Consider the following 26,558-nt stretch of genomic DNA (forward strand, 5'->3'; position numbering starts at 1 on the left):
TGATGGAACTGGATTTTTCTCCTGTCTGGGCCGGCTGGCACGACATCCTGCGCGGTGCGCTCGTTACCGTTGAGGTGACGGCCGCGGCGCTGGTGCTCGGCTGCGTGCTGGGCCTGCTGATCGGCATCGGGCGGTTGAACCCGCGCCGCCGATTCATCTACGGCATCTGCACGGTGTACGTGACGTTCATCCGTGGCACGCCGCTGCTGGTGCAACTCTTCCTGCTGTTCTTCGGGCTGCCGCAGTTCGACATTCTGCTGCCGGCGTTTGTGTGCGGCGTGTTGGGGCTGGGCGTGTATTCGGGCGCCTACGTGTCGGAAATCGTGCGCGGCGCGATCCAGTCGGTGGATCGCGGGCAGATGGAGGCGGCGCGCTCGATCGGCATGTCGTCCGCGCAGTCGATGCGCGCGATCATCCTGCCGCAGGCCGTGGTGCGGATGATTCCGCCGCTGGGCAACGAGTTCATCGCACTGATCAAGAACTCGGCGCTGGTGTCGCTGCTGACGATTCACGACCTGATGCACGAAGGGCAGAAGATCATCAGCGTGTCGTATCGCTCGCTGGAGGTGTATCTGGCGATTGCGCTGGTGTATCTGGTGCTGACCAGTGCCGCCAGCTATCTGCTGCACCGGCTTGAGCGCAACATCCGTGCGGGAGGCATGGTGCAATGAGCATGACAAATGCGGCTCACCCGCAAACTCTCAAATCCGCGCTGGATGTGCCAATGATCCAGATCCGCGGCCTCACCAAATCGTATGGCGATCACACCGTGCTCAAGGGCATCGACTTTGAAGTCGATGCGTCGCAGGTGGTGGTCGTCATCGGCCCCAGCGGCTCGGGCAAGAGCACGTTCCTGCGCTGCTGCAACGGGTTGGAGACAGCCGAAGGCGGCACCATCGACATCTGCGGCAAGCGGCTGATCGACAACGGCAAGTTGCTGCCCGATGGCGAGCTGAATCAATTGCGGCAGCAGGTCGGCATGGTGTTCCAGTCGTTCAATCTGTTCCCGCATCTTTCGGTGCTGCACAACGTCACGGTCGGCCCGCGCATGCTGAGCGGCAAGTCGAAGCACGAAGCGGAGGCCGAAGCGCGCGAACTGCTGCAGAAAGTGGGCTTGGCGCACAAGGCCGACGCGATGCCTGCCAGCCTTTCGGGTGGACAGAAGCAGCGCGTGGCCATTGCACGGGCGTTGGCGATGCGGCCCAAGGTGATGCTGTTTGACGAGCCGACGTCTGCGCTTGACCCCGAACTCGTTGGTGAAGTGCTGCAGGTAATGAAGGTGCTCGCCAAGGAAGGCATGACGATGCTGGTCGTCACGCACGAGATGGGTTTCGCACGCGAAGTGGCCGACGTGGTGGTGGTGATGGACGGCGGCGGCATCGTCGAAGCCGGACCGCCGTCGGTCATCTTTGGCGAGCCCAAGGAAGCGCGAACGCGTTCGTTCCTGCAAGCGGTGCTGACACGCGCATGACGACGACGTTCGATGCTTCCATCTGGCAGGGGCGTGACGACACAGGCGAACGCGGTGACGTGACGCGCCTGTTCCAGGTCGTGCAGTCCGCCTATGCGATGACGTTGTCTGGCGTGCCTGCGCTGGTAGGGTTTGCGTGCGATGCGGGCGTCGTGCGCAACCACGGCCGCGCTGGTGCTGCACAGGGCCCGCGCGAAATTCGACGTGCGTTGGCCAACGTGCCCGCGCATGGCCAGTCGGTGCTTGCAGATGCGGGCGATGTCACGTGTGACGACGGCGATCTGGAAGGCGCGCAAGCCGAACTCGGCGAAACCGTGTGCGAACTACTCGAAGCCGGCGCGCGTCCGGTCGTGCTTGGCGGCGGCCACGAGGTTGCCTTCGGTACCTATCAGGGCCTGCGTCGGCATTGGCAGAAACAAGGCTGGCGGGGGCGCCTGGCCATCGTCAACTTCGATGCGCATTTCGACCTGCGCACGAGCCGCCCCGGCAACTCCGGCACGCCGTTCGACCAGATCGCCGAAGACTGCGCCGCACACGGCATCGACCTGACGTATTGCTGCCTGGGTGTGAGCCGCCTGTCGAACACGCCCGCGCTGTTTGATCGCGCCGATGCGCTGCACGCGCACTACGTGGAAGACACCGGCGTGCAGGAGCGCCACCTAGATGCGCGCACGGCCGATCTCGATGCATGGCTGGCAGATGCCGATCACGTTTACCTGACCATCGACATGGATGTGCTGGCCGCCGCCGTGGCGCCTGGCGTGTCCGCGCCCGCGGCGTACGGCATCACGCTGCCGGTGCTCGAGGCCCTGGTGCAGCACGTCTGCGCGACGGGCAAGGTGCGCGTGGCAGACATCGCCGAGACCAACCCCGAGTACGACCAGGACCGTCGCACCGTGCGCGTTGCGGCGCGTCTGGCGTATCACTTGTTGCGCCGTTCATGAAACTGATTCCTGCAGACGCAATGCGCCGCATGCCGTGGAAGAACGGTGGCGGTGTCACGACAGAAATTGCCATCGCACCGGCGGGTGCCACGCTCGACAACTTCGACTGGCGCGTAAGCACCGCGCAGGTGGATGCGGCCGGGCCGTTCTCGCGCTTTGTCGGCATTGACCGATCGCTGGCCGTGATTGCGGGCGGCCGGCTGACGATGCATCGCGCCGACGCCGAAGCCGTGATGCTTGCGCCCGGCGAAGCGCCCGCGCGCTTTCCCGGCGAAGCGGATGTGCATGCCACACTCGACGCGCCGCTGTCGGATTTCAACGTGATGACGCGGCGCGACAGCTGGGCACATCACGCCGAAGCGATTGCCCTGGCAGCCGGCGAGCGTCGCTCGCTGCCGCGCTTGCATCGAGGCATGCAATGGCTGGTGTATTGCGTGCACGGCCTGCTGTCGATCGGCGCCGACGATGTACCGCAGGGCGCCGCTGCCTGGCTCGATGCAGAGGGCGATCCAGACACGGTTGTCGCGCGTGTCGGTTCGGTCGGTTATCTGGTGGCCTTGTGGCCGGTCGGCTGACGTTGCGCCAGATCAAACGCACCAAAAGAAAAGGGACCCCGTAGGGTCCCTTGCAAGTCTCCCGGCCCGGCATGCATGCCGGGCTCGGCAGAAGACTATTACTTCTTCTTGTTCACGGCGTCCTTGAAGCCCTTGCCAGCCGTGAACTTCACGGTCTTGGTTGCCGGGATCTTGATGGCTTCGCCGGTGCGCGGGTTGCGGCCCGTGCGTGCTGCACGCTTGCCCGACGAGAACGAACCGAAGCCAACCAGCGTGATGGTGCCGCCCTTGGCGACGGTCTTCTTGATGTTTTCCAGCGCGGAGTTCAGCGCGCGCTCGGCGGCGGCGTTGCTCAGTTCAGCGTCTTTCGCAATGGCGGCTACGAGTTCGGATTTGGTCGTCATGTCAGTTCCCCACTTCAGGTTTGTTGGACAGCGTTGTACTGCGACCCGTTTTATATCACCGTTGCGAAGGGTTGCACATCCCCTAACTGCAAGGGTTTGCGGGTCGTTGCTTGCAGCCGACACTTGCCCCGTATGGGTTTGCGGGCGGGCATCCGGGAAACACCTGATATCGACACGGTTTGTTTGCATTTCCGCCAGCGTTCTTCACGTCCGGAACGCACCGAAAGCGCGCAGTCGGCACGGCAGCGAACCGGTTCGCCAGACGCCGTACACTGTGCTCCAGCCCCTGTGCCAACTTCATGGAGAACATCATGTCGAGTGCGCAAATGCCTGTCGGACAAGGTTTCGCGGCCGGCGGCGAAGCGCCGGAACAACCGCGCGGACCGGCCGTTCTGGTGGCCGGCGCCAACGGGCTGGTGGGACACGCGGTGGTGCGTCGTCTCGTCGCGCAGCCCTGGGCGGGCAGCGTGACCGCGCTTGTACGGCGGCGTGGGGCCTTGACAGCAGGGCAGGCGACGCCCGGTCGATTGCGTGAATGCGTGGTCGATTTCGAGCATCTGGATGCGCCCGAAACGCAGTCTGCGTTTGCCGCCGATATCGTCATCTGCGCGCTTGGCACGACGATCCGGCAGGCGGGCTCGCAGGCGGCATTCCGTCGCGTTGATGTCGAGTATCCGGTTGAACTGGCGCGGCGCGCGTTTGCTGCTGGCGCACATCATTTTCTGCTGGTGAGCGCGTTGGGCGCCGATGCGCGCTCCCGTGTTTTTTACAACCGCTGCAAGGGCGAGGTGGAGGCGGAAATCCTGTCGATCGGCTTTCCGTCCGTGACGGTGGTACGGCCTTCGCTGCTGCTCGGCACACGCACAGAATTTCGACTTGGTGAACGCATTGCGCAAGGCCTGTCGCGCGCAATCGGATGGACGATTCCGAAGGCATGGCGACCGGTGTCGGCGGAATCGGTGGCGGCAGCGCTGGTCATGGCGGCGCGCGTGGATGCGCCGGGTGTGCGTGTGTTGGAGAACGCAGCCTTGTTGGCCGCAAAAGACGAACGGCCGGTGGGGTGATCCACCGGCCGTTTTTCGCTCGTGCTTCGCGTGGGAGCTATTTCAAGCGATTACTTTTCGATCGGCTTGCCCGTGCGGTCGTGCATCAGTGACAGCGCAAACACGCTGATGATCGCTGCGACCATCACGTAGTACGACGGTGCCAGCTTGCTCCCGGAACTGGCAATCAACCACGTCACGATCAGCGGAGCAAAACCACCGAAGATCGTGACCGCCAGGTTGTATGAAATCGACAGGCCGGTAGAGCGCACCGCCGTCGGAAACTGCTCAGCCAGCACGGCCGGTGCCGGGCCCGTGAACGCCGCCAGCAACACACCCAGGATCACCTGCACCTGCAGCAGCGTCTGCACCGTCGGGTTGACGTTGAGCCAGTGGAAGAGCGGATACGCCGCAGCTGCAATGACGAGTGCCACCGTGCCCAGCATGCGCTTGCGCCCGATGCGGTCGGACAGCGTGCCCATCAGCGGGCACAGCACGAAGATGATCGCGCCGCAAAGCGCCGTCGACTGGAAGGTCGCGCCCAGCGGCAGACCAAGCTGTTGCTTCGCGTACGTCGGCATGTAGAACACCAGCGTGTAGGTGCAGACGGTCCAGAGAATCGTCACACCCAGGCCGCCGAGCACTTCGCGCGGGTGATCGCGCAGCACTTGCGACAGCGGTGCCAGACGCGACTCTTTCGCGGCCTTTGCCTTCTGCGCTTCGAACGCGGGCGGCTCGTGCAGGTGCGAGCGGATGTACATGCCGACCGGCCCGATCAGCAAGCCGAACAGGAACGGAATGCGCCAGCCCCACGCATCGATCTGCTCCGGCGACAGGACATTCGTGACGATCGCGCCCATGGCGGCACCCAGGATGAACGAGATGCCTTGGCTCGCTTGCTGCCAGCTCGCGAAATAGCCGCGCCTTTCGTCCGGCGCATACTCGATCAGGAACGCCGTGGCGCCACCGACTTCACCGCCGGCCGAGAAGCCCTGGATGAGCCGCGCAATCACGATAAGGATGGGTGCGCCGATGCCGATTTGCGCGTACGTCGGTGCAAGGCCGATGATGGCGGTGCCGATTGCCATCATCATGATGGTGAGCGTCAGTGCAGCTTTGCGGCCCACGCGGTCGGCGTAGATGCCAAGCACCACGGCGCCGACCGGGCGCATGAAGAACCCCACGCCGAACGTGGCGACTGTCAGCATGAACGAGGTGAAGTCGTTGCCAGTGGGGAAGAACAGCTTGGCGATGATGACGGCGAAAAAGCTGTAGACCGTAAAGTCGAACCATTCGAGGCCGTTGCCGATGGTGGCGGCGATGATGGCCTTGCGTCGGGTGGCCGCAGAGATGGCCGGTGCTGGTGCCCGATCGCCCTGAGTGGGCGCTGCCGTGGCTTGCATGGATGTGTCCTCCAGTGTTTTATGGGCATCGCCTGCTCGATCTCTCCCCAGCGCGGGCGGCGAAGCGGTCATGGTAAGTGATCCGGCAGCGATTCGCTGCAGCGCTATAGGAAGACTGTGGAATTGAGGCGGCCAAACACTGTCGAACGCATATGCACATGCATCCAACGGAGCACATCATGAACCGCACGCCGCAACCGGGCCATCGTTTTGCCGCCATCCTGCCGGGCGCGGTGGCCGCGTGCGCGGCCATCTTGCTGGGCGGCTGCGTGGTCGCACCGTATTACGACGCTTATGGCAACCCAATCGCGCCTGCAGCCGTGGCGCCTGCGCCGGTGGCAGCCTATCCGTCCTATCCGTACGATCCCTATTACTACTACGGGCCGGCTTATTACCCTGCGCCGGTTTACCCGGCGCCGGTCTTCGGCAGTGTGTGGATTGGCGGGGGTGGCTGCTGGGGCTGCCATCGTGGCTGGGGCGGCCGGGGATGGAGCGGACGCGGCTGGGGCCATGGAGGAGGCTGGGGGCGTCGTCACTGAATCGTCATCTTGACGTGACGAAGACGCACATCCGGTGCGGTTGAACGCCAGTTCCGCCTTCAGTTCAATACGCGTGATTGCGTAACGGAATCTGTTGCATCGCGACATACAATCCTTCGCTCTTAAAAGAAAAGCATGCGAGGAGATTGTCGATGTCCGTCATCATCGTGCTGGCTGCGCTGGCATTCCTGATGTTCGCCGCGTATCGCGGCTACAGCGTCATCCTGTTTGCACCGCTGGCTGCCCTGGGCGCAGTGCTTCTGACTGACCCATCGGCTGTGGCGCCGGTGTTCTCCGGCATCTTCATGGAGAAGATGGTCGGCTTCGTCAAACTGTATTTCCCGGTATTCCTGCTTGGTGCTGTCTTCGGCAAGGTCATCGAGCTGTCGGGCTTTTCGCGCTCGATCGTCGCGTCGGTCATCCGCGTGGTGGGGGCCAAGCGGGCGATGCTTTCCATCGTGCTGGTGTGTGCGCTGCTGACGTACGGCGGCGTGTCGCTCTTCGTGGTGGTGTTTGCGGTGTACCCGTTTGCAGCGGAGATGTTCCGCCAGGGCAATATCCCCAAGCGCCTGATCCCGGGCACGATCGCGCTGGGCGCGTTTTCGTTCACGATGGATTCATTGCCGGGCACGCCGCAGATCCAGAACATCATTCCGACCACGTTCTTCCACACCACCTCGTGGGCTGCGCCGTGGCTTGGCACCATTGGTGCGTTGTTCATCATCGTGGTCGGCATGTCGTATCTGGAATGGCGCCGCCGCGCGGCCCTGCGCAATGGCCACGGCTACGACCACGGGCTCACCAAGCTGGTGAACGAGCCCGAGACCGCCGAGACCGGCACGCTCGCGCATCCGCTCGTCGCGTTGTTGCCGCTGGTGCTGGTGGGCGTGATGAACCTGCTGTTCACGCGCTGGATCCCGACGTGGTACGGCAAGATCGTCACCGTTGCGTTGCCCGGGTTGCCCAAGCCGCTGACGGTTGAAGCCGATAAGCTGACCGCGATCTGGGCCGTGGAAGCGGCGCTGTTGATCGGCATCATCGTGGTGCTCGTGTTTGGCTTCCGCGCCGTCAAGGGCCGCTTTGCCGAAGGCAGCAAGGCGGCGGTGTCGGGCGCGCTGCTGGCCGCGATGAACACCGCTTCGGAATACGGTTTCGGTGGCGTGATTGCCGCGCTGCCGGGTTTCCTGGTGCTGGCCGATGGCCTGCGCGCGATCCCGAATCCGCTGGTCAATGAAGCCGTGACGGTGAGCACGCTTGCGGGCATCACCGGTTCCGCGTCGGGCGGCATGAGCATCGCGCTGGCGGCAATGGCCGATCAGTTTGTGCAGGCCGCGCAGGCGACGGGCATTCCGATGGAAGTTCTGCACCGTGTGGCAGCGATGGCGTCGGGCGGTATGGACACGCTGCCGCACAATGGGGCCGTCATCACGCTGCTCGCCGTGACGGGCCTCACGCACCGCGAGGCGTATCGCGATGTGTTCTGCGTGACGATCATCAAGACGCTGGCTGTGTTCTTCGTGATTGCCGTGTTCTACGCCACCGGCATCGTCTGACGCAGTTATCGCCGCAATGAAAAAAGCCGACGCATAAACGTCGGCTTTTTTCATGGGCAGAGACGGTTATTGCATGCTGCCGGCCGCTTCAGATCGGCGTTCACGGCAGACGCGCTGGGCTTCACCCACCAGCGAGTCACACTGGTTGGCGCGATGTGACCAGAATGCGCGGTCTGAGGACGATTCGGCGGTCGTCTTGCCCTTGCCATGGCGGTGCGTGACGTGCTTGTCGACCCACTTGTCAGTCTTCACATGCGCACGATGGACTTTCTGCTTGAGCGTGCCAGGCGTGGCTTCGGGTTGCGCGCCAGTGGCCTTGTTGTGATAGCCGGGGTTGGCAGCGGCATCGGCGTTGCGCTGAACCTGGGTGCGTGGTCCTTCCATTTGGCTGTCGACGCCCGTCACTGCGCTGTGATCCTTTTGCTGGGCCTGCGCGGGCGCCGCGCCGATCCACGCGCAGGCGGCCACGGCGATCGCCGCTGCCAGACTCGACATCTTGCGTGCTTGCATGCTCGTTCTCCTTGTTGTGAAACGGGGCGAACTCCACGACACGCATTCGGCGTGCCATCTTGCGCGTCCCGAACGTCACAATAGGAAAGCGGCAACCCGGCAGACAGTAGACATTCACTGAACCGTCTGTCGGACAAACGCTGTCAAGCCAACCTCAGATGCGGCACTCAGGCGCGCATGAACAGCCAAACCGTCAGGATGATGCCGACGATGACGACGAAGCCGCGCAGCACTTTTTCCGGCAGCCGGTGCAGCAGCCACGCGCCGGCAAATCCGCCCGCGATGCCGCCAATGCCCAGCGCCACCACGGCCGCCCAGTTGACCTGCGGCGAGAAAGCAAACACCGCCACGGCCGATGCATTCATCGTCATGGCGAGCACGTTCTTGGTCGCGCCCGCCATGCGCACCTGCTGGCCGGCCACAGTCAGCGCCGCGAGCATCAGGAAGCCGATCCCGCCGCCGAAGTAGCCGCCGTAAATGGCAATTGCAAACTGTGCGGTCGCCAGCGCGGTGGTCGACATGCCGGATGCCGCGTGCAGCGGTTTGCGGCGAAAACTGCCCCACGCAAACACGCTCGTCGCAAACAGCACGAGATACGGCACCAGCCTGGCAAAGAACGATGGCGGTGTCGCCAGCAGCAACAGCGCGCCGAGCACGCCGCCCACCAGACTGATGACAATGAGCTGCTTGAGGGAGAGGTGATGTTCGCCAGCATCGACGCCGCCAGCCAGTTTGCGTCCCGCAATCGACGAGGTGATCTGACTGGGGAACAGCGCGATCGTCGATGTCATGTTGGCGCCCAGCGGGTTGAGCCCCGCCAGCAGCAAGGCCGGAAACGTGATGAAGGACCCGCCGCCCGCCAGGGCATTTTGGGCACCGGCATAAACGCCGGCCGCAGCGACTAGCAGGGCTGTGGAAAACGGAAGCGTGGTCATAAGTAGGGCATGCAAGGCGACTGGAATGACCGCGATGGTAATGGAACGCCCATGCGCACGCTCGTCAGCGGAGCGGGGCGTCGCTGCCGTGTCGGCGCAGCCACCATTCGGCCACCTCGAACGCGCCCTGCACAAGCAGCGCCAGCACCGCGGCGGGGATGGCGCCCGCGAGCAGCGTTGCACTGTCGTTGAGTGCGAGCCCGGTGGCGATGCGTTCGCCGTAGCCGCCGGCGCCGATGAATGCTGCGATGGTCGCCGTACCCACGCTGATCACCGCGGCGGTTTTGACGCCGGCCAGGATGACCGGCAGCGCCAGCGGCAGATCCACCACGCGCGTGCGTTGCGACGGCGTGAACCCCAACGCCAAGGCTGCATCGCGCAGGCCGTCGGGCACCTGTTCCAGCCCGACGATCGTGTTCCGCACGATGGGCAGCAGCGCATAGACCGCCAGCGCAATCAGCGCCGGCACCACGCCAATCGATCCGACGATGGGAATGAGCATCGCGAGCAAGGCCAGCGACGGAATCGTCTGCAGCACGCCCACGACGGCAAGGATCGGCTGCTTGATCCGGCGACGCGCGGCCATGAGGCCGAGCGGCACGCCCAGCAGCACGGCAACGCCCGTCGAAATACCCACCAGCATGAGATGTCGTTGCGTGAGCCGTCCGAGGCCGTCCGTCAGCCGGGTGAGGAATGCATGAGCCGGCGTCGCGGCCGGCGTACTGCCATGCCCAGCGAGAAACTGCCGCGCGGCTTGCGAGAACGACTGGCCTTCGAGTTCAACCGCCGCGTTCATCGCCACCATGTCGTCGCGCTGGATGCGCCCAGCGAGTGCGCTGATGGCCTGCCATTGGGCCGGGTGTCGTTGCGCAACGTCGGCGCGGTACAGCAGCACGGCGTCGTAGCGCGGGAAGACGTGTGCAGGGTCGTCGAGCACACGCAGGTGTTCGCGGCGGATCTTGGCATCGGTGGAATAGATGTCGATCACGTCGACCTGGCTCGCGCGCAGCGCGTCGTAGGCGACGCCATGGTCGAGGCCCGTCGGGTGTTGCGGTAGCTTGTAATGCTGAGCAATGGCCGGCCAGCCGTCGGCGCGGCCGAGAAATTCGTGCGATAGGCCAAGCCGTAGCGCTGGGTGCGTCGCCAGATCGGCCAGCGTGCGGATGTGCTCGCGTTCGGCATCGGCGTCGCGCATGGCCAGCGCGTAGGTGTCTTCAAAGCCGAGAGGCACGCCGGCCGCCAGGCCCATCGGCGCCAGGCCACGGTTTACGTCGGCCAGCAGCGCGGCCTGATCGGGGTTGGCAGCCTGCTCGGGGGGCAAATGCAGGATTTCGGCGGCGATGGTGCCGAGGTAATCGGGGTAGACGTCGATGCTGCCGTTCTTGAGCGCGGCAAAGACGATGGCGGTATTGCCTAGACCCGGTACGTGTTCGGCCGGGCCGTGCGGGGTTGCGGTCTGCGTGAGGATCTCGCCCAGCACGTACGACTCGGTGAAGCGTTTGGAGCCGATCCGCAGTGATGGGTCAGCGAAGGCCGATGCGCTGCACGTCAGCCAGCCCAGCGCAAGCCATGCCAGCAAGCGCCACAGGAGGGAACTACGGATCAGTCGCCGTGTATCCAAAGTTCGTTGAGGTCGGTCAGGCCCCAGTCGCGGGGTTCTTCTCGCGAGACGATCTGGTCGCCAGTCTGCGCCAGATCGATGAGTTCGGGCGCAATCCGCGTGCCCGACGATATTGAGAAGAATACCTTGACCGTGGGCGTGAGCAGCGCGCCGGGCGCATGCTGCACGACCACCGCCAGCCGGCCCGAACGCAGCCGCACGAGCGAGCCCACCGGATAGATGCCCACGCTTTTGACAAACGCGTTGAACACCATCGGGTCGAAATGGTTGCCGCGCCATTCGACCATGCGCTGCACCGCGTAGGCGGCTTCCCATGCTTTCTTGTACGGCCGGTCGGACGTGACCGCGTCGTATACGTCGCAGATGGCGCCCATGCGCGCAAACAGCGAGATGCCTTCGCCCGCGAGCTTGTGCGGATAACCGGTGCCGTCCATGCGCTCGTGATGGTGCAGGCAAACGTCGAGCGCGATGTCGCGCATGCTGCTGTCGCCGGCCAGGATGTCGTGTCCTGCCTGCGGGTGGACGATCACGTGACGGAATTCAGCATCGGTCAGCGCGCCGGGCTTGTTCAACACCTCGGGCGGAATCGCGATCTTGCCGATGTCATGCAGCAGGCCGGCCAGGCCCGCATCGCGGACTTCGTCATCGGACAGCCCCAACTGGCGGCCCAGCGACACCATCAGCGCGCATACCGCTACGGAATGCAGGAAGGTGTAGCGGTCTTTGGTTTTCAGGCGCACCAGGCTTGTCAGCGCGCTCGGGTGGCGGTCGACGGAGCCCGAAATGGCTTCCACCAACGGCAGTGCGTCGCGCGCTTCGATCGTGCGGCCCATGCGCGCGTCGGCAAACATGGCCTGCACGGCCACCTCGGCTTTGCAGATGAGGCGAGCGGCGTGGCGCATTTCTTCCGCATACGTGATCGGGCGTGGCGCGATATTGGCGTCGGCCGAGCAGGAGGGCGGTGCCAGAACTTCAGGCGCGCCAGGCGCTGCATTGGCGGCGGCCACGTCGGTGCCGCGCGTGGTGTCGATCCACACCTCACGTACGCCGCTGGCACGCAGGCGCTGCAATTGGGTGGCGTCTTCCACGCGAAAACGGGCCCGCCAGAACGGGTGGTCCAGCCACGAGCCGACAAATTCGTCGAGGTACATGCCCACCCGCAGGTGTTCGATGGCGATGCGCTTGCGCATGTTGATGTTCAGAGATCAGTCCGTGGCGAAGCACGGTTTTTGCGCAACGGGTTCAAGGAAAGGCTGCCCGCCAATGGATGCATTCTCTTTTATCGGACGTGCGGCCGCGGCCTTGAGGGGGGAAAAGTCCGGGCTCGCCATGTGAACTCTGCGGGTGTAGCCGAAAAAAAAGCGGCCACAAAGGCCGCTTCAGTAAGCCGGTACCGGCGCCAACGAGGGCTCCGGCATCGGGGAGGGAGAGTGATACGGGTGATGCGAACAGCGGATGGACGACTTATTGGCCGTCGCTGAACGGGTCAGCCTTGCCGACCAGGGCGCCGTCGGTGTACGGATCGGCCTTGCGCAGCGCGCCATCGGTGTACGGGTCAGCCTTGCGCACGGCGCCGTCGGTGTAGACGTCAGCCTTGCGGGCGCCATCGGTATACGGATCAGCCTTGGTCACGGCTTGGCCGTTGGTGTACGGGTCTTTGCTTTGCACGCCGGCAGCGAAAGCGGGAACAGCGGCAACAGCGATCAGCGAGGCGAGAATCAGGTTCTTGGTCTTCATGATGGACTCCACAACAGGGGGGTGAGCATTGCCGCAGGGCAGTTTCGCTGCGGTGCGGTAACGCGATGGCATAAGCTTAGTCGTTGCTCGTAGGGTAAAAAAGCAGTTCTATTAAACTCTTTGTTCAAAAAAGAAGAACAATTGTGGCCCTTCAAGCACCGCAATCTGCACATAAGTCATTGAATTGAAATGAAAATATGAGATGCGGGATAACCCTTAATGCGAAGGTGTGACGGCTGGCGCGGGAAAAAATTCCTGCGCTGCAGTCCCCGATTGTTGCGTCGCATTACAGACATGGGGATTCCCCTCCCCTCGACCTCCCAATGTGGCGGCTAAACATTCGGCGTGGATGGTCGTTGATGCAGGTACGGGCGGCGTTTTCCGCCCCTTGCAGCAGGAAGGCCATCATGTCCATCACCACCGCTTCCATCGCCCGTTTTGAGATCGACGGCGTCGCTTATCAGGCGAGGCTGTTTGCCATGCCGTTCCATGTGCCGGAAAACGGCCGCGTGCGAGCGCATGCGATCGGGCGTCCGGACATGCCGTTCAGCGGTGTGCACGTCCTGGCCAACTGGCTGAAAGAGCGCGTGCTGCCCGAAGGCGTGGGTCTGGTGATGGCCGATCGCCTGTTCTCGCACGGCGCGGTGGAGCAGTGGTCGGGCGCCGACGGCGCGCGTGCGGCCAAGGTGCTGTCGCAAGTGGCGCTCGGCAGCAAGAGCAGCCACCGCCTGTGGCGCAACACCGTGGCGGGTGGTTTCCGCGACGAGACCGCGTTCTTCCTGGGCGCCGCCTTTGTGCAGACCGCCGCCGCGGTCGACGACATCCGCCTGCTGGGGGATCTGATTCCTGCCGCCGAATGGTCCGGCGTGGCCGACGCCGCTTCGACCATGATGGGCCTGCATCTGTATCGCCCTGACGAGCCTGAAACGCTGGTCAATTGCGCGCTGCTGGCGCCGTCCTGGACGGAATCCGCTGTGGAACGCGCCGACGGCTATCGCGCGCTGACGCTGCTGCATTCCTTTACCGAAGATGACGAGGTCATCCACGTCGACATCGAACTGCTGCCGCCGGGCCAGGTGGTGCTGCAAGTGGAATCCTGCTCGACGCGTTTTTCGGCGCGTTTCAACCCGGCGCTCCTGGGCCGCGACATGACCGACGCATTGCTGCGCGACGCGCTGGCCTTGCAACACGGCGATCCGGCCAACCTCCACTAAGCTTGCCAGCGGCTTTCGCCTGAGCGCCGCGCGACGCTGCAAGGCGCGCACTTCCACGGCATCATCTCGGCTTCCTGTTTTTCGAAGCGCCGCCGCCCGACGGGCTCGCGGCGCATTCGCATGCCTGCCTTTGCCGTCATCCTCTTCACGCTGACGCTTGATGCCATGGGCGTCGGGCTGATTCTGCCCATCCTGCCGAGCCTGTTGCGCGAGTTGGACCACACGGGCGATATCGCATTCGAATTCGGCCTGCTCATCGCGGCGTACGCGGCGATGCAATTTGTCTTTGCGCCGATCCTGGGCGCCCTGGCCGATCGTTACGGGCGCCGGCCGGTGCTGCTCGTGTCGTTGGCGGGCGCGGCGGTCGATTACCTCCTCATGGCACTGTCGCCGCACGCGTGGGTGCTGTACGTCGGCCGCCTGGTGGCGGGCATTACCGGGGCCAACTATGCGGTGGCGACAGCGTACGTCGCCGACATCACAGCGCCGGCCGATCGCGCGCGCCGGTACGGGCTGATGAACGCGTGCTTCGGCCTGGGGTTCATCGCTGGGCCGGCGTTGGGCGGGCTGCTGGGCGACTGGTGGCTGCGCGCGCCGTTCCTGCTGGCGGCGGCGCTCAATGGCGTCAATTTCCTGGTTGCCTGCTTCGCATTGCCGGAGTCGCGCCGCGCCGAACGTGCGCCGTTTGCGTGGCGCGCGCTGCTGCCGGTGCAGTCGCTACGCCGAGTGGCTCGTGTGCCGACGCTGTTGCCGTTGCTGGCTGTGCTGGCGATCATCGAAATCGTCGGGCAGATTCCGCAAACGCTGTGGGTCATTCACGGCGAGGCGCATTTCGGTTGGGACACGCGCGCCGCAGGTTTGTCATTGGCGGCTTATGGGCTGATGCATGCGCTGGCGCAGGCCTTCATGACCGGGCCGATTTCACGTGCGCTTGGCGAGCGCCGCGCCGTGGTGCTGAGCGTGATGATGGATGTGGCCGGGTTTGCGGCGATGGCCTGGATCAGCGCCGGCTGGATGGTCTATCCGACGATGGTGCTGCTCTGCATGGCCGAGATTGGCATGCCGGCCCTGCAGGCCATGCTCTCGCGCCAGGTCGGTGACCATGAGCAGGGCGAGTTGCAGGGCGCGCTGGCCAGCCTCGCCAGTGTGGCCGCCATGATCGGCCCGCTGGCGGCCACAGCGGTGTATTCGATGACCGCGCCGGTGTGGCCCGGCACGGTCTGGCTGCTTGGCGCGCTGCTTAACGGCGTGTGCCTCGTGCTGCTGATGGGCGGCGCTGCCAGGCGCGCCGCACGGGCATAGCACGGCTCACGCCGCTTACTTGGCCGGTGTATTCCACGGATACGCCAGCCACGCATCAAAGCGCTTGGCGAACTCACCGCTCTCGGTGGTCTGCCGTAGCCACTGGTCGACGAAGTTCTTGAACACCACGTCGCGTGGCAGCAAGTAGGCCTTCTCAGAGAAATCGAACGGCGCTTCGGGGTGCACGGCGCACAGCTCCGGGTGCAGCTTCTGCTGCAGCTTGGTTTCCACCGCGTCGGTCATCATCAGGTCTGCACGGCCAGCGACGATCTCGTTGAAGATCGTCACGTTGTCCGGATAGACGCGAATCTGCGCCTGCTTCAGGTGCTCGCGAGCGAATTTCTCGTTCGTGCCGCCCGGGTTCACCACTGCGCGCACATTGGGCTGGTCGATTTGCGCCAGCGTCTGGTATTTCGACTGGTTCTCGCAACGCGTGATCGGCGTCTTGCCATCCCGCTGATACGGAATCGAATAGAACGCCTTCTTTTGCCGCTCCAGCGTGACCGACACCCCGCTCATGGCGATGTCGTAGCGGTCAGCCGCAAAGTCCTGCATCAGCGTCGACCACGTGGTCGGCACGATTTCCAGCTTCACGCCAAGTGCCTTGGCCAGCCGCTCGCCCATCTCGACGTCCAGGCCGATAAAGCGGCCATCGGCGGGGTTTTTGTAGGTAAAGGGCTTGTAGTCGCCGGTGGTGCCGACGCGCAACGTGCCACGCGCGATGATTTCGTCGAGACGGTTGGTGGCCGGGTTGGCAGGCGTGGTTTGCGCCAGGGCGGGTGCCGCGGCGCAGGCGCACAGCAGCAGGGCGCTCGTGCGGATGAAACGGTTCAACATGGAATCCCCTCCGGAAAAATCAAAAGCGCGGCCGCTTCGGCAGCCAAGACGGGCCGCGCCCATATCAACGCCGGCTTACTGGCCCGACGCCTTGTTCCATTGCAGCGCATTGAGCACCGCCAGCGACATCGCCGTCACCCCCGTCTTGATGGACGGCTCCGGCACGGGCGCGAACAGCGGCGAATGATTGGTCGGCAGCGGCTTGGCGCCCGGCTTGAGCGAGGCAAAGAACGTCTGTGGATCATTCACGCCGATGAAGAAGAACATTGACGGGATGCCCGCGTCAACAAACGCCGAGAAATCTTCGCTGGCCGTGATGGGCGGCACGCGCAGCACGCGGTCGTTGCCAAAGGCGGTCTTGAACATCGCCTCGGTGCGCGCAACGACGGTCGGGTCGTTGTTGACCGCCTTGCCACCCTCCGTGATCTTGATGTCGGCGTCCGGCGCACCCGACATCTCGGTGACGGCCTTGGCCGTGCGGCGGATGCCGTCGAGCATCTTCTGACGCACCGCGGGCTTGTATGAGCGAATCGTGCCGCGCAGCAGCACGCTGTCAGGGATGATGTTCTCGGCGCTGCCGCCCTGGATGGCCCCGATGCTCACCACGCCAAATTCCTGCGGATCTTTCTCTCGGCTGATCACGCTTTGCAGATCGACCACGAAGCGCGCAGCCATCATTACCGGGTCGATGGTCTTGTCGGGTGCAGAGCCATGGCCGCCGCGGCCTTTGAACGTAATTTCCAGCCCGTCGGAGTTGGACGTGATCGGCCCGCTGTTGAAGACGATTGAACCGTACGGCCCCGGGCCCGTATGCAGCGCAAACGCATAGTCGGGCTTGGGGAAACGCTTGAAGAAGCCGTCGTCGATCATGCTTTGCGCGCCCGATACGGTTTCTTCGGCAGGTTGCGCGACGAACACCAGCGTGCCGTGCCAGCGGTCCTTGAGCGAGACCAACGTCTTGGCCGTGCCGACCCACGACGCCATGTGCACGTCGTGCCCGCAGCTATGCGCCACGCCCACGTCTTCGCCGCGCCATTTCGTGTGGACGTGGCTGGCGTAGGGCAGACCGGTTTTCTCTTCCATCGGCAGCGCATCGAGTTCAGTGCGCACCAGGATCGTCGGGCCGGCGCCGTTGCGATAGACAGCCACCACGCCGGTCTTGCCGACGTGCTCGGTCACGTCAAAGCCGATCTTGCGCATCTGCTCGGCCAGCTTGGCGGCCGTGCGCGTTTCCTGGAACGCCAGCTCCGGATGCGCGTGGATGTCTTTGTAGAGCAGGTCGAGCTGACCGTATTCCGCGTTGACCGCCGCGTCCACGGCCGGTTTGATCTGCGCCACGTCGATCCCGCCGGCCGTGGCGCCCGCAGCCTGTGCAGGCGTGGATGACGCGCCGCCAGGGCTGAACGGAATCTGCGCGACGGCCGGCAAGGCTGCACTGGCCAGCAGCCAAGCAACTGCGGTGCGTTTCAACCGAATGGGGGGCGTGATCATCGATGTCTCCTGTCGTAGTGGCGGCGCCAACAAAGTCGTTGCTTCGTCAATCGATTCGATTATGCAACGCGATTCACGGCATGTGCACCCGGGGGCATCCCGAGGTCGATCATTCGCGATGGGTGGAACACGCTCAGGGGCGAGCGCCACGCTTGGCACTCGGTAGGCGCTTTCCTAGACTGGGTCAGGTGTGCTGTTCCAGTGAATCGAACATCGAAACGCGGATGAATCCGACGACGTCTTGTCTACAGCTAGCGTTTCGCGATGCCCCGCCTGGGGAGACGGCGATTCGTGCTGCGCTCGAGGCCGCGCAGCGGGTGCTTGAACGCAGCGGCGTGTCGCCGCGCGAGGCGTTCGCGGCCTACCAGGCCTTCGCCAGCGGGGCAGGAAGCCCCGATACGCTCGCGCTGACATTTGCCCGCGCCGAGGCTGAGGCCATGGATACGCTGGCCGCGCACGGCTACGCCCGCTATGGCACGGTCAGCCTGGCTGCGCTCTAAGTTTGTTGGGGCGCCAGCCTCGCGCTTCAGCTCAGACTTCGGCAGTCTTGCCGCCCAGCCGCCGTGCCGTTTCGGACACATGGCGGTGGATGCGCGCGAGGAAATCGATCTCCGCCGCGCGTGTCGGCGAATGCCCGAGCGCCTGAGACAGATGCGTCGCCACGAATGAAGACTGCGGCGCCAGCATGCTGATCAGTCGCAGCAACTCGCGGCGCGCCTGGCTGGCGTCGTAGCCGAGGTGATCGGCCAGGGCGAGCAGGGCGTCCTGGTCGATGGCCTCATAGCGCGCTTGTGCGTCCGGCGCCAGTTCATCGGCATTCCATTCGTTGGCGTAAACCGCCGCGCAGAAGAGGTGGTCGTGCGCCGCAAGGCGGACGCCGTCCGCACCGATGTGGAAGTGCAGTGTGCCGGCTGACGCATTGCGCCCGCCGATCAGCAGGCAGAACACCATCCAGCGGAATAGCGCGGCCGTGGCGGAAGCCGGGTCCGCGCACAGGCTCGCGCATTGCGCGACCTGCTCGACGGTAATCGGCAGGAAGCGGTGTTTGGGTGAGAGCCCCAGCAATTGCACCGCCGAGACGACATAGCGTGCCTGCACCAGCGCCGTATCGTCGCTCTTGCAGCGCAGGGTGCGATCAAGGCGCTGCACCACGGCGGCTGTTTCGGGAAACTGGCGCAGACCGATGAACGGCGTGTCCAGCCCGATGCTGCGGCCCAGTAGCGTCGCCCAGCAGTGGTTGATGGTGGCGTACGGCAAGTGCGCGCCTTCGCCCAGATCCAGCCGAACAAAGTGGCTCGATTGCGCGGCATTGGCCGGTGCGGAAAACCGGCCGAGCCACATCGATACCGGCAGGCCGTTTGAGGACAGGAAGGGCAGGCTGATTTCTTCGGACGTCGCGGCAGCGTCGGTGCCGTAGCGCGCGCGAGGTTCGGCCACATGCAGCGGCGTGCTGCGGGGTGGCCGTCCGACGGTTTGCTGGAACTGCAGCACGAGATCGCGCTCGGACAGCCCGTCGGCGCGGCCGCTGCATGGTTTGAGGCCGGCGGGCACCAGGGCCAGCGGGCCATCCAGATGCGGCGCCGCTTGGGCGAGATGCTCCAGCGCCGCGGCAGCAGCCTTGGGCGTGTTGCGTGCCGGTTCGGGCAGCAGGTATTCAAAGAAGTAGCGTACCGGCTGGGCTTTTGCCGTGTCGGCGATATTGCCGGCGGTGCGTGGCAGGTGCGGGCTCAGATCAAAGCCCTGCGACGAAGCCTGCCAGCGAGAATCGTATTCGAACGCCCAACCGCTGCGGCCGCACGATAGCTGACCGATCAGGTGCTTATTCAGGTAGACGTCCAGCATGCGCGTATCCAACGTATTTGATGGAGCGTGCTTAGTCGGCTGTGCAGCGGAGAACCCGCCGGCAATTGGGAATTCGGCTGCTTTGCAGCAAATATGCCATTCCCTTGCACGCCCCTCATCGACCGATGGCGAGCATAACAAAGAAAATCTGCGCAACGCGCACGGAAATTCGATTTCGATGATGCAAGTTTCTCAAATCGGATTATCGGATCGTTAAGATCGAGTGCGCGCTGGCCGATGTTTCAGCTGTCTACTTCAGTTTTGCAGATTTTTTAAATCGAGCTGGAGAGCCAATGTTGACGCCATTGAATAAATTTCACAGGGTCCGAAGCGACAGGGTATTCATTACAAATCGACGATTTATCGCAGTGGTGCCAACGCTTTGTCGCGCGGCAGGAATCGACGGGAAATTCCTTCGCAATGTGAGGGCGAGGAGGGCATAACTGCATTGCTTATGAAATCAGCTACGGATTTAAGCGCCAGCTTCAATGGGTTTTGATCGATCCGGGCAGTGCCCCGACCACCGGGGCACGATCAACGCGGCTACTCAGCGGCCGGAACGCAGAAGCGGATCCTTTTCCTTTGCCACGGTCCCCGCATTTGCATGGGCTTTTTTCCCGGGTGCGAACACACCGGTCGACAGCGACGTGCCGAGCAGGATCACCGCGCAGCCGATCAGCATATTGAGCGTCAGCTGCTCCCCCAGGAACAGGATGCCCCACAGCACGCCAAACACCGGGATCAGGAAGGTGACCGACACTGCGCGCGTCGGCCCCACGTGCGCGACAAGGCGGAAGAAGAGGATGTAAGCGACGCCCGTGCATGCGATGCCCAAGGCGATGACGTGCAACCACACGCTGCCGGTGGGCGTCTGCGCGGGCCACAACCAGTAGGCCAGCGGCGCGAGCACGATGGCGGCGGCCAATTGGCTGCCGGTCGCCACGGCCAGCGGCGGCACGCCCGTCAGGAAGCGCTTGGTGTAGCTGCTGGCCACGCCGTACAGCACGGTGGCCGACAGCGCTGCGGCTACCGCCACGCCGCCTTGTTTTGCGTCGATGACAGACGATCCGCCCACCAACACGATGACGCCGATAAAGCCGATCGCCAATCCAAGCACGCGCAGCGACGACATCCGCTCGCCCAGCCAGGTGAAAGCGACGATGGCCGCAAACAAGGGGGCCGCCGCATTGAGCACCGAGGTGAAGCCCGCCGTGAGCGTGAGTTCGGCATAGGCGAACAGGCAGAACGGGATGGCCGAATTCAGCACGCCCACGGCCAGCAGATGCGGCCAGTGCGTGCGCAGCGCGCCCATGCCGCCGCGCAAGGTGAGCATTGGGACGAGAAAGCACGAAGCAATCGCCACGCGCAGCGCAATGAGCGCAACGGGCCCGAAAGGCGGCGCTGCCACACGCATGAACAGGAAGGAGCCGCCCCATAGGGCAGCCAGGGTGAGGAGTTCGAGCACGTCGGAGCGGCGCATGAAGGGGTCTCGTTATCGTTGTTGGGGTGCTGTGCGCGCATTGTCCGCGCGATTTGGGTTTTATGCAGGCAGCAGTGCCAGCGTGCCTTGGCGGTCGTCGTCGGCCATGGGAAGACGTTCGCCAACCTGTGCGGGATGTCCTTCGAGCCGCAGCAGCTCGGCCTTGCGCGGCAAGCCGCCGGCATAGCCCGTGAGCGCGCCATCCGCGCCGACCACACGGTGGCACGGGATGGCGATCGAGATCGGGTTGCGGCCCACGGCCGTGCCCACCGCGCGCGCATGTTCGCGCGTGAGCCCCAGGCGCGCGGTGATCTGCCCGTACGTGGTACGACTGCCGAATGCGATGTCGCACAGCAGGCGCCAGACGTCTTGCTGAAACGGCGTGCCCCGGGGTGCCATCGGCAGATCGAAGTCATGCAGCTTGCCGGCAAAGTACGCGGTGAACTGCGCCTGTGCCTCGCGGATGACTGGCACCTCCGCGCCCGGCGACATGCGCGCGGCCTGCACGGGAATCGTCTTCTGGCCGGGAAAGAACGCGCCGGTCAGGTGAGTGTCGGTCGCGGTCAACAGCAGATCGCCGAGCGGGCAGGCAAAGGTGTGGCGGTACATGGCGGTCGGTCAATGCGAAGCGGGTTGGGTGAGCGCATCCTCGCGGTGCCAGAGATGCATGGCGGCATATGCGCGCCACGGCGCCCACGGTTCTGCGCGCTCGACCATGGCTCGGCGCGTAGGAAGCGCGCCGTCGCCGTTGGCGAGGCGTTTGCGCAGGACGTAATCGCCCAGGGGAAATGCGTTCGGCCAGCCCAGCGCGCGCATGGCGACGTATTGCGCTGTCCACTCGCCGACACCCGGCAGCGCTTGCAAGGCAGCCAGCGTGGGCGCGAGCGGCACCAGCGGTTCGAGCCGCAGGCTCCCGCTATCGATGGCGCGGGCCAGCTCGACGACGGCGGCGGCGCGGCTGGCTTGCAGACCGGTCTGCGCCGACAGCGCTTGCGCATCAATTTTTGCCAGTGCGGCAGCGCTCGGAAACGCCATCGACAGCCCTTCGCGCGATTGCGGCAACGGCACGCCATACACGGCAGTCATGCGCCCGAGAATGCGCCGCGCCTGCACCAGCGAAATGACCTGCCCGGCGATGGCACGCACGGCAATCTCAAAGCCGTCCACGGCGCCCGGCACCCGCAGGCCTGGTGTTTCGGCGGCCAGCGTGCCTAGGTGCGCGTCCACCAGATCGGGCCGGCAATCGAGGTCGAACAGCCGTCGCGCGCGGGCCAGAACGGGCGGCATGGCGTGCAGCAGGCTAGGCGACAGCGTGAGCGCCACCGCATGGCGTTGCGGCACATTGCGCGCGTGAAGCCAGCCGATGTGCCGCGCGCCGGCGTAGTCGACCGTGATCGTGCGTGCGTAGCTGTCGGCGTCGACCACCTCGACGCCATCGATCGCACGGGCGCGCAAGAATTCGAGCAATGCCTGCCACGCAAACGGCGGACGGTAGCCCAGCATGAGCGTGGGGCCGTCTTCGGCGCGCGGTGCCGTCGTGCGCGAGCGCAGGCGCGTGGGCGCAAAGCCGTAGTGCTCGGTAAAACCGCTGTTCAGCCTGCGCACGCTCCCGAAGCCGGCCGCAAAGGCGACATCGCCGACGGGCATGGCGGTATCGGTCAGCAGCTGTTTGGCCAGCAGCAGGCGCTGCGTTTGCGCGTACTCGATCGGCGAGACGTCGAACTCGGCGCGGAAGATGCGGCGCAAGTGGCGGTCGGTTACGCCCACGGCTGCAGCCAGCGCGGCCAAGTCGTGCTCTTGCAGAAAGCCTTCGTCGATCATGCGGGCGGCGGCGCGCGCGAGGCTCGACGACATCTCGGCCAGGCTGTGCCCCGGCGCCAGTTCCGGCCGGCAGCGCAGGCACGGCCGAAAGCCCGCGCGCTCCGCTGCGGCTGCCGTGGTGAAGAAGCGGCAGTTCTTCTCCAGCGGCGTGCGGACGGCGCAAACGGGGCGGCAATATACGCCGGTGGATGTCACACCGACGAAGAACCAGCCGTCAAAGCGACGGTCCCGCGATTGCACGGCGTGGTAGCAGGCGTTGTGGTCGAGATGCATGGTAGTGATCGGGTGACTTGGCAGCTAGTCTAGCCCTGTCGAGTCGCATGGGTTCGCCGGATTCGGACACATCCCTCGATGCCAAAAACGCGGCATCTCGGCACAATTGCGGACACAACAACACATCGGGAGATCGGCATGTCCAAGACCATCGTCATTACCGGCGGGAGCCGGGGTATCGGCCGCGCCACGGCGGTGCTGTGTGGCCAACGCGGCTGGTCTGTCGCGCTGCAATATCGCGGCAACCGGCAGGCGGCGGAAGAGACGGTGGGGCTGATCGAACAGGCGGGCGGCCACGCGCTGGCGGTGCAGGGCGATGTGTCGAGCGATGAAGATGTGATCGCGCTATTCGAGGCCGCGACGGGGCGCTTTGGCGCGCTGCATGGCGTGGTCAACAACGCCGGCATCGTGGCGGAGGCTCAGGACGTGGCCGACATGACCACGCACCGGCTGCGCACGATGTTCGAGACCAACGTGCTGGGTGCCTTCTTGGTGGCACGCGAGGCGGCGCGGCGGCTGTCGACGTCGCGAGGCGGCGCGGGCGGTTCGTTGGTGAATGTGTCGTCGGCGGCATCGCGGCTGGGGTCGCCGCACGAATATGTCGACTACGCCGCCTCCAAGGGTGCCGTCGACACCATGACGCTAGGGTTGGCGCGTGAACTCGGGCGCGATGGCGTGCGCGTCAATGCCGTGCGCCCCGGTTTGATCGAGACCGATATTCACGCCTCAGGCGGCCAGCCCGATCGCGCGCAGCGCCTGGGCGGCGCCACGCCGATCGGCCGGCCCGGCACGCCGCAGGAAGTGGCCGAGACCATCGTCTGGCTGCTCTCCGATGCGGCGTCTTACGTGACGGGCGCGCTGCTGGATTGTTCGGGCGGGCGCTGATCGGCGATCAGGCATTCGCTCCGGATCGGAAGGTATCGCACTGGCGAAGGTCGCCGCCATCGAAGCCCTGGCGGAACCAGTGCATGCGCTGCTCAGACGTGCCGTGCGTGAAGGCGTCTGGCGTGACGCTGCGGCCGGCGTTGCGCTGCAGCGTGTCGTCGCCGATGGCGTGCGCGGCGGTCAGCGCCTGCTCCAGGTCGCCGCGCTCCAGCAGGCCGCGTTGCTGCGCAAAGTGGCCCCACACGCCGGCCAGGCAATCGGCCTGCAGCTCCAGCTTGACCGAGAGCGCATTGGCTGCAGCCGGTGATTTACCGGCTTGTGCGCGACTGACCTTCTCCGACACGCCCAGCAGGTTCTGCACATGATGGCCGACCTCGTGCGCGACGACGTACGCGGCAGCAAAGTCGCCCGGGGCGCCAAACTTGCGGCGCAGTTCATCGAAGAAGCCGAGGTCAAGGTAGACCTTGGTGTCGGCCGGGCAATAGAACGGGCCAACGGCCGAAGTGGCGTCGCCGCAGCCTGAGCGGATGCCCTGGCGGAAGAGCACGAGCTTGGGCGGCTGGTATGCGCGCCCGGCTTGCTTGAACAGTTGCGTCCAGGTGTCTTCGGTGTCGCCCAGCACGTGCGAAACCAATTGCTTGCTGCGGTCGTTGTCGGTCTCGCCGGTGGGGCGGGCAGGACTGTGCTGCGCGGATTGCGTCGGCGCGTTCTGCGATACCTGCATCACCATGCTGAGGATTTCCAGCGGGTTCTTGCCCATCAGCAAGCCCACGACGGCCACGATTGCGATGCCGCCGATGCCCAGCCGCATGCCGCCGCCGAAGCCGCCGCCAGAGGAGGCGCGCTCATCCTCGACGTTATTGCTTTCGCGCATGTCATCCCAACGCACGATGTTCTCCTTGAGAGGCCTGTGAGGCTAGTAGGGCAGGGTCAGCCCGGGCGTCACACCCGGTAAACTTTGCAAAGTCTACCTGCTGTGCGTACGTACGGGCATGCCGCCGCGCTGCCGAATCGTCTGCACGCAGATCCGGTGCAAGCATTGACAAGGGCTGGCGGCGATTTGCGGCATCGCACAAAGCCCGGCAGGAAACTTGCTAACCAAGGCTGCTCATCCTCCGTCCGGCTGTCACACAGATGACATGCGGCGGTTCCCGAATAACGTTCGGTAGCAGATGACGCTGCCGATCCATTATTTCGAGTTCTTACCATGCGCTTGCCTGCTTCAATCACTGCTCAACCACCAGACGCCGCAGAGTCGTCGCATCTGGCTGCCACCCATGTTGATCCGACCGAGGTGTCGGATGTGGAACAGGCCGACGCAGAGCGCAAGCCCTGGTGGGAGCGCGTGTCGGGTGCCGTAGTCGGCGGTGCATTCAGCAGTGTTGCTGCCGCGTTGATTGCCGTGACCGGCGCCATCTACGTTGGGATGTACCACGCGCCCTGGGTGAAGAGCCTTGCCGGCCACACGCCGACGGCCGCCCAGGCCGGTGATGCGATGAGCGTTGCCATGGCTGCCGGGCCTGCCAACGCAGCCACGCCAGCGTCGGCAGTGGCGCCTGCGCCCGCAGAAACTGCCACGCAACCCGCATCGCCCGACCGCGTTGCGGCAGCGCGTGATCGGATGGAACAACGTGTGTATTCGCAAGTGCAGCAGCCGCGTGCCCGCACGGTGGCCGAACGCGAGACCCTGGAAGACAACGACGCGCCGGCACCTGCCAACGTGCGCCGTCATCATCGCGGCACGCGTTACTCGCGCCACGGCGCGCCGTTCAATGCAGCTTGGTACAAGGGCGCCTGATCGGACGTCGCTCTCTAGACCTGTCGCAGCGGGCAATCCGCATCGACGTTTTCCAACGCGTGCATCGCTGCCACGAGGCGGCGGTGCAGCGATTCCGATACCGGCAGAATCGGCGCGCGCGTATCTGCGCCAATGCTTCCCGGCGCCGACAACAATGCCTTGACCGGCGCCGGGTTTGGCTCCGCAAACAGCAGCGCAGCCAGCGGAGCCAGTGCATCGGCCAAGTGCCGGGCCTCGTCAATGCGACCCGCGCGGTGGTGCGCCACAAGTGCCACGAATAGCTCAGGCCGCAGATGCGCACCGGCCAGGATGCCGCCCGTGCCGCCATGCGCCAGGCAATCGAGCAGCGCGCCGTCATCTCCGCTCAACACATCCAGCGGCCCGCCTTGCAACGCGCCGAAATGCTCGGCCACACACTCCTTGATGGCGACGATGTTGGCTTGCTCGGCCAGTACCAGCGCGGTCTGCGGCGCGATCGAGACGCCCGTGCGCTTGGGTACGTTGTAGAGCACGACCGGGCGGGTCGTGCTGGCGGCGACTTGTGCGTAATGCCAGCGCAATCCCGCCTGTGACGGGCAGACGTAGTAAGGCGGCGGCACCAGGTAGCCCGCGCTGTTCCAACGCTCGTAGTGTCGGATTTGCGCGCAGACTTCGCGCGTGTCGGCCGCGCCCACGCCTATCAGGAAGGGCGTGCGATCGTCGCAAGCGTCGGCGATGGCTTCCAGCACGGTATAGCGCTCGATTTGCGAGAGCAGCGCGGCTTCGCCTGTCGTGCCGAGTGCGACGAAACCGGACACACCGGCGCTTTGGTAATGGCGCACCAATCGACGCAGTGCGGCGGTGTCGACGCGATCGCGGTGAAACGGTGTGACCAGCGGAATCCAGATTCCCGAGAACATGG

At 64.9% G+C, this 26,558-nt stretch carries 27 protein-coding genes; 12 read left to right on the forward strand and 15 right to left on the reverse strand.

Features of this window, described 5'->3' with window-relative positions; translation table 11 throughout:
- Positions 1-2 precede the first annotated feature (2 nt).
- The 4 genes from NG898_RS01395 to NG898_RS01410 are packed head-to-tail and all read left to right on the forward strand — an operon-like array spanning position 3 to position 2,990.
- Complete coding sequence (locus tag NG898_RS01395) at positions 3-671, forward strand: amino acid ABC transporter permease (protein ID WP_012762742.1); 669 nt, start codon at positions 3-5, stop codon at positions 669-671.
- The gene (locus tag NG898_RS01400; RefSeq protein ID WP_280928268.1) at positions 668-1,471 is read left to right on the forward strand and encodes an amino acid ABC transporter ATP-binding protein; all 804 of its coding nucleotides are present in this window, start codon (positions 668-670) and stop codon (positions 1,469-1,471) included. The genes NG898_RS01395 and NG898_RS01400 overlap by 4 nt, the downstream gene beginning before the upstream one ends.
- The gene (hutG, locus tag NG898_RS01405; protein WP_252690778.1) at positions 1,468-2,415 is read left to right on the forward strand and encodes a formimidoylglutamase; all 948 of its coding nucleotides are present in this window, start codon (positions 1,468-1,470) and stop codon (positions 2,413-2,415) included. The genes NG898_RS01400 and hutG overlap by 4 nt, the downstream gene beginning before the upstream one ends.
- Complete coding sequence (locus tag NG898_RS01410) at positions 2,412-2,990, forward strand: HutD/Ves family protein (protein ID WP_252690779.1); 579 nt, start codon at positions 2,412-2,414, stop codon at positions 2,988-2,990. Before hutG ends, NG898_RS01410 begins: the two co-directional genes overlap by 4 nt.
- Positions 2,991-3,088: 98 nt before the next feature.
- Here NG898_RS01410 and NG898_RS01415 read toward each other — a convergent pair whose 3' ends face one another.
- Positions 3,089-3,373 carry an HU family DNA-binding protein gene (locus NG898_RS01415; RefSeq protein ID WP_003272088.1) on the reverse strand — a complete coding sequence of 95 codons (285 nt, stop codon included), beginning with the start codon at positions 3,371-3,373 and terminating at the stop codon, positions 3,089-3,091.
- Between the two features lie 311 nt (positions 3,374-3,684).
- Between NG898_RS01415 and NG898_RS01420 the strand changes: the two genes are divergently transcribed.
- Positions 3,685-4,437, forward strand: coding sequence for an oxidoreductase (locus tag NG898_RS01420; RefSeq protein ID WP_252690780.1), 753 nt, complete (start codon positions 3,685-3,687; stop codon positions 4,435-4,437).
- A gap of 50 nt (positions 4,438-4,487) precedes the next feature.
- Here NG898_RS01420 and NG898_RS01425 read toward each other — a convergent pair whose 3' ends face one another.
- Positions 4,488-5,819 (reverse strand): MFS transporter, encoded by a 1,332-nt coding sequence (locus NG898_RS01425; RefSeq protein WP_252690781.1) that lies wholly within the window; start codon positions 5,817-5,819, stop codon positions 4,488-4,490.
- A 179-nt stretch (positions 5,820-5,998) separates the two neighbouring features.
- Between NG898_RS01425 and NG898_RS01430 the strand changes: the two genes are divergently transcribed.
- Both NG898_RS01430 and NG898_RS01435 read left to right on the forward strand, forming a co-directional pair.
- Positions 5,999-6,358: a hypothetical protein gene (locus tag NG898_RS01430; protein ID WP_252690782.1), complete on the forward strand. Its 360-nt coding sequence runs from the start codon at positions 5,999-6,001 to the stop codon at positions 6,356-6,358.
- Between the two features lie 152 nt (positions 6,359-6,510).
- Positions 6,511-7,911, forward strand: coding sequence for a GntP family permease (locus tag NG898_RS01435; RefSeq protein WP_252690783.1), 1,401 nt, complete (start codon positions 6,511-6,513; stop codon positions 7,909-7,911).
- A 66-nt stretch (positions 7,912-7,977) separates the two neighbouring features.
- On the opposite strand, the gene NG898_RS01440 is transcribed toward NG898_RS01435, so the two are convergent.
- From NG898_RS01440 to NG898_RS01460, 5 genes are all read right to left on the reverse strand, one after another.
- Positions 7,978-8,421 (reverse strand): hypothetical protein, encoded by a 444-nt coding sequence (locus NG898_RS01440; RefSeq protein WP_252690784.1) that lies wholly within the window; start codon positions 8,419-8,421, stop codon positions 7,978-7,980.
- A 167-nt stretch (positions 8,422-8,588) separates the two neighbouring features.
- A complete protein-coding gene (locus NG898_RS01445) occupies positions 8,589-9,356 on the reverse strand; it encodes a sulfite exporter TauE/SafE family protein (protein WP_092972658.1) in 768 nt (255 codons plus the stop codon).
- Between the two features lie 64 nt (positions 9,357-9,420).
- The gene (locus tag NG898_RS01450) at positions 9,421-10,977 is read right to left on the reverse strand and encodes an ABC transporter permease/substrate-binding protein (RefSeq protein ID WP_252690785.1); all 1,557 of its coding nucleotides are present in this window, start codon (positions 10,975-10,977) and stop codon (positions 9,421-9,423) included.
- A complete protein-coding gene (locus NG898_RS01455) occupies positions 10,959-12,167 on the reverse strand; it encodes a cyclic di-GMP phosphodiesterase (RefSeq protein ID WP_252690786.1) in 1,209 nt (402 codons plus the stop codon). The genes NG898_RS01450 and NG898_RS01455 overlap by 19 nt, the downstream gene beginning before the upstream one ends.
- Positions 12,168-12,441: 274 nt before the next feature.
- Complete coding sequence (locus NG898_RS01460) at positions 12,442-12,714, reverse strand: hypothetical protein (protein ID WP_252690787.1); 273 nt, start codon at positions 12,712-12,714, stop codon at positions 12,442-12,444.
- 407 nt (positions 12,715-13,121) lie between these two features.
- Here NG898_RS01460 and NG898_RS01465 point away from each other — a divergent pair, with 407 nt between their 5' ends.
- The gene (locus tag NG898_RS01465; RefSeq protein WP_252690788.1) at positions 13,122-13,928 is read left to right on the forward strand and encodes a hypothetical protein; all 807 of its coding nucleotides are present in this window, start codon (positions 13,122-13,124) and stop codon (positions 13,926-13,928) included.
- 120 nt (positions 13,929-14,048) lie between these two features.
- Positions 14,049-15,230, forward strand: coding sequence for a Tet(A)/Tet(B)/Tet(C) family tetracycline efflux MFS transporter (gene tet / locus NG898_RS01470; RefSeq protein WP_252690789.1), 1,182 nt, complete (start codon positions 14,049-14,051; stop codon positions 15,228-15,230).
- A 15-nt stretch (positions 15,231-15,245) separates the two neighbouring features.
- Here the strand turns inward: tet and NG898_RS01475 are convergent, their stop codons facing one another.
- Both NG898_RS01475 and NG898_RS01480 read right to left on the reverse strand, forming a co-directional pair.
- Positions 15,246-16,067 carry a transporter substrate-binding domain-containing protein gene (locus NG898_RS01475; RefSeq protein ID WP_252690790.1) on the reverse strand — a complete coding sequence of 274 codons (822 nt, stop codon included), beginning with the start codon at positions 16,065-16,067 and terminating at the stop codon, positions 15,246-15,248.
- Positions 16,068-16,142: 75 nt separating this feature from the next.
- Positions 16,143-17,558 carry a M20 family metallopeptidase gene (locus NG898_RS01480; protein WP_252690791.1) on the reverse strand — a complete coding sequence of 472 codons (1,416 nt, stop codon included), beginning with the start codon at positions 17,556-17,558 and terminating at the stop codon, positions 16,143-16,145.
- A gap of 224 nt (positions 17,559-17,782) precedes the next feature.
- Between NG898_RS01480 and NG898_RS01485 the strand changes: the two genes are divergently transcribed.
- Complete coding sequence (locus tag NG898_RS01485) at positions 17,783-18,058, forward strand: hypothetical protein (RefSeq protein ID WP_024974928.1); 276 nt, start codon at positions 17,783-17,785, stop codon at positions 18,056-18,058.
- A gap of 31 nt (positions 18,059-18,089) precedes the next feature.
- Here NG898_RS01485 and NG898_RS01490 read toward each other — a convergent pair whose 3' ends face one another.
- The 4 genes from NG898_RS01490 to NG898_RS01505 form a co-directional block, all read right to left on the reverse strand.
- Entirely contained in the window at positions 18,090-19,400 is a 1,311-nt protein-coding gene (locus tag NG898_RS01490) for a HipA N-terminal domain-containing protein (RefSeq protein ID WP_252690792.1), read from the reverse strand.
- 547 nt (positions 19,401-19,947) lie between these two features.
- On the reverse strand, positions 19,948-20,880 hold the full coding sequence (locus NG898_RS01495; protein ID WP_252690793.1) for a DMT family transporter: 933 nt from the start codon (positions 20,878-20,880) through the stop codon (positions 19,948-19,950).
- 60 nt (positions 20,881-20,940) lie between these two features.
- Positions 20,941-21,489 (reverse strand): methylated-DNA--[protein]-cysteine S-methyltransferase, encoded by a 549-nt coding sequence (locus tag NG898_RS01500; RefSeq protein ID WP_252690794.1) that lies wholly within the window; start codon positions 21,487-21,489, stop codon positions 20,941-20,943.
- Between the two features lie 9 nt (positions 21,490-21,498).
- Positions 21,499-22,974 carry a DNA-3-methyladenine glycosylase 2 family protein gene (locus NG898_RS01505; protein WP_252690795.1) on the reverse strand — a complete coding sequence of 492 codons (1,476 nt, stop codon included), beginning with the start codon at positions 22,972-22,974 and terminating at the stop codon, positions 21,499-21,501.
- Between the two features lie 138 nt (positions 22,975-23,112).
- Between NG898_RS01505 and NG898_RS01510 the strand changes: the two genes are divergently transcribed.
- Positions 23,113-23,859 (forward strand): SDR family oxidoreductase, encoded by a 747-nt coding sequence (locus NG898_RS01510; protein WP_252690796.1) that lies wholly within the window; start codon positions 23,113-23,115, stop codon positions 23,857-23,859.
- Positions 23,860-23,866: 7 nt separating this feature from the next.
- Here the strand turns inward: NG898_RS01510 and ypfJ are convergent, their stop codons facing one another.
- Positions 23,867-24,748, reverse strand: coding sequence for a KPN_02809 family neutral zinc metallopeptidase (ypfJ, locus tag NG898_RS01515; RefSeq protein WP_252690797.1), 882 nt, complete (start codon positions 24,746-24,748; stop codon positions 23,867-23,869).
- A gap of 318 nt (positions 24,749-25,066) precedes the next feature.
- On the opposite strand from ypfJ, the gene NG898_RS01520 reads away from it, so the two are divergent.
- Complete coding sequence (locus NG898_RS01520) at positions 25,067-25,657, forward strand: hypothetical protein (protein ID WP_252690798.1); 591 nt, start codon at positions 25,067-25,069, stop codon at positions 25,655-25,657.
- A 14-nt stretch (positions 25,658-25,671) separates the two neighbouring features.
- On the opposite strand, the gene dapA is transcribed toward NG898_RS01520, so the two are convergent.
- The gene (gene dapA / locus NG898_RS01525; protein WP_252690799.1) at positions 25,672-26,556 is read right to left on the reverse strand and encodes a 4-hydroxy-tetrahydrodipicolinate synthase; all 885 of its coding nucleotides are present in this window, start codon (positions 26,554-26,556) and stop codon (positions 25,672-25,674) included.
- Positions 26,557-26,558: the final 2 nt, after the last annotated feature.

This window comes from Ralstonia mojiangensis (assembly GCF_023955645.1).
GTDB lineage: Bacteria > Pseudomonadota > Gammaproteobacteria > Burkholderiales > Burkholderiaceae > Ralstonia > Ralstonia mojiangensis.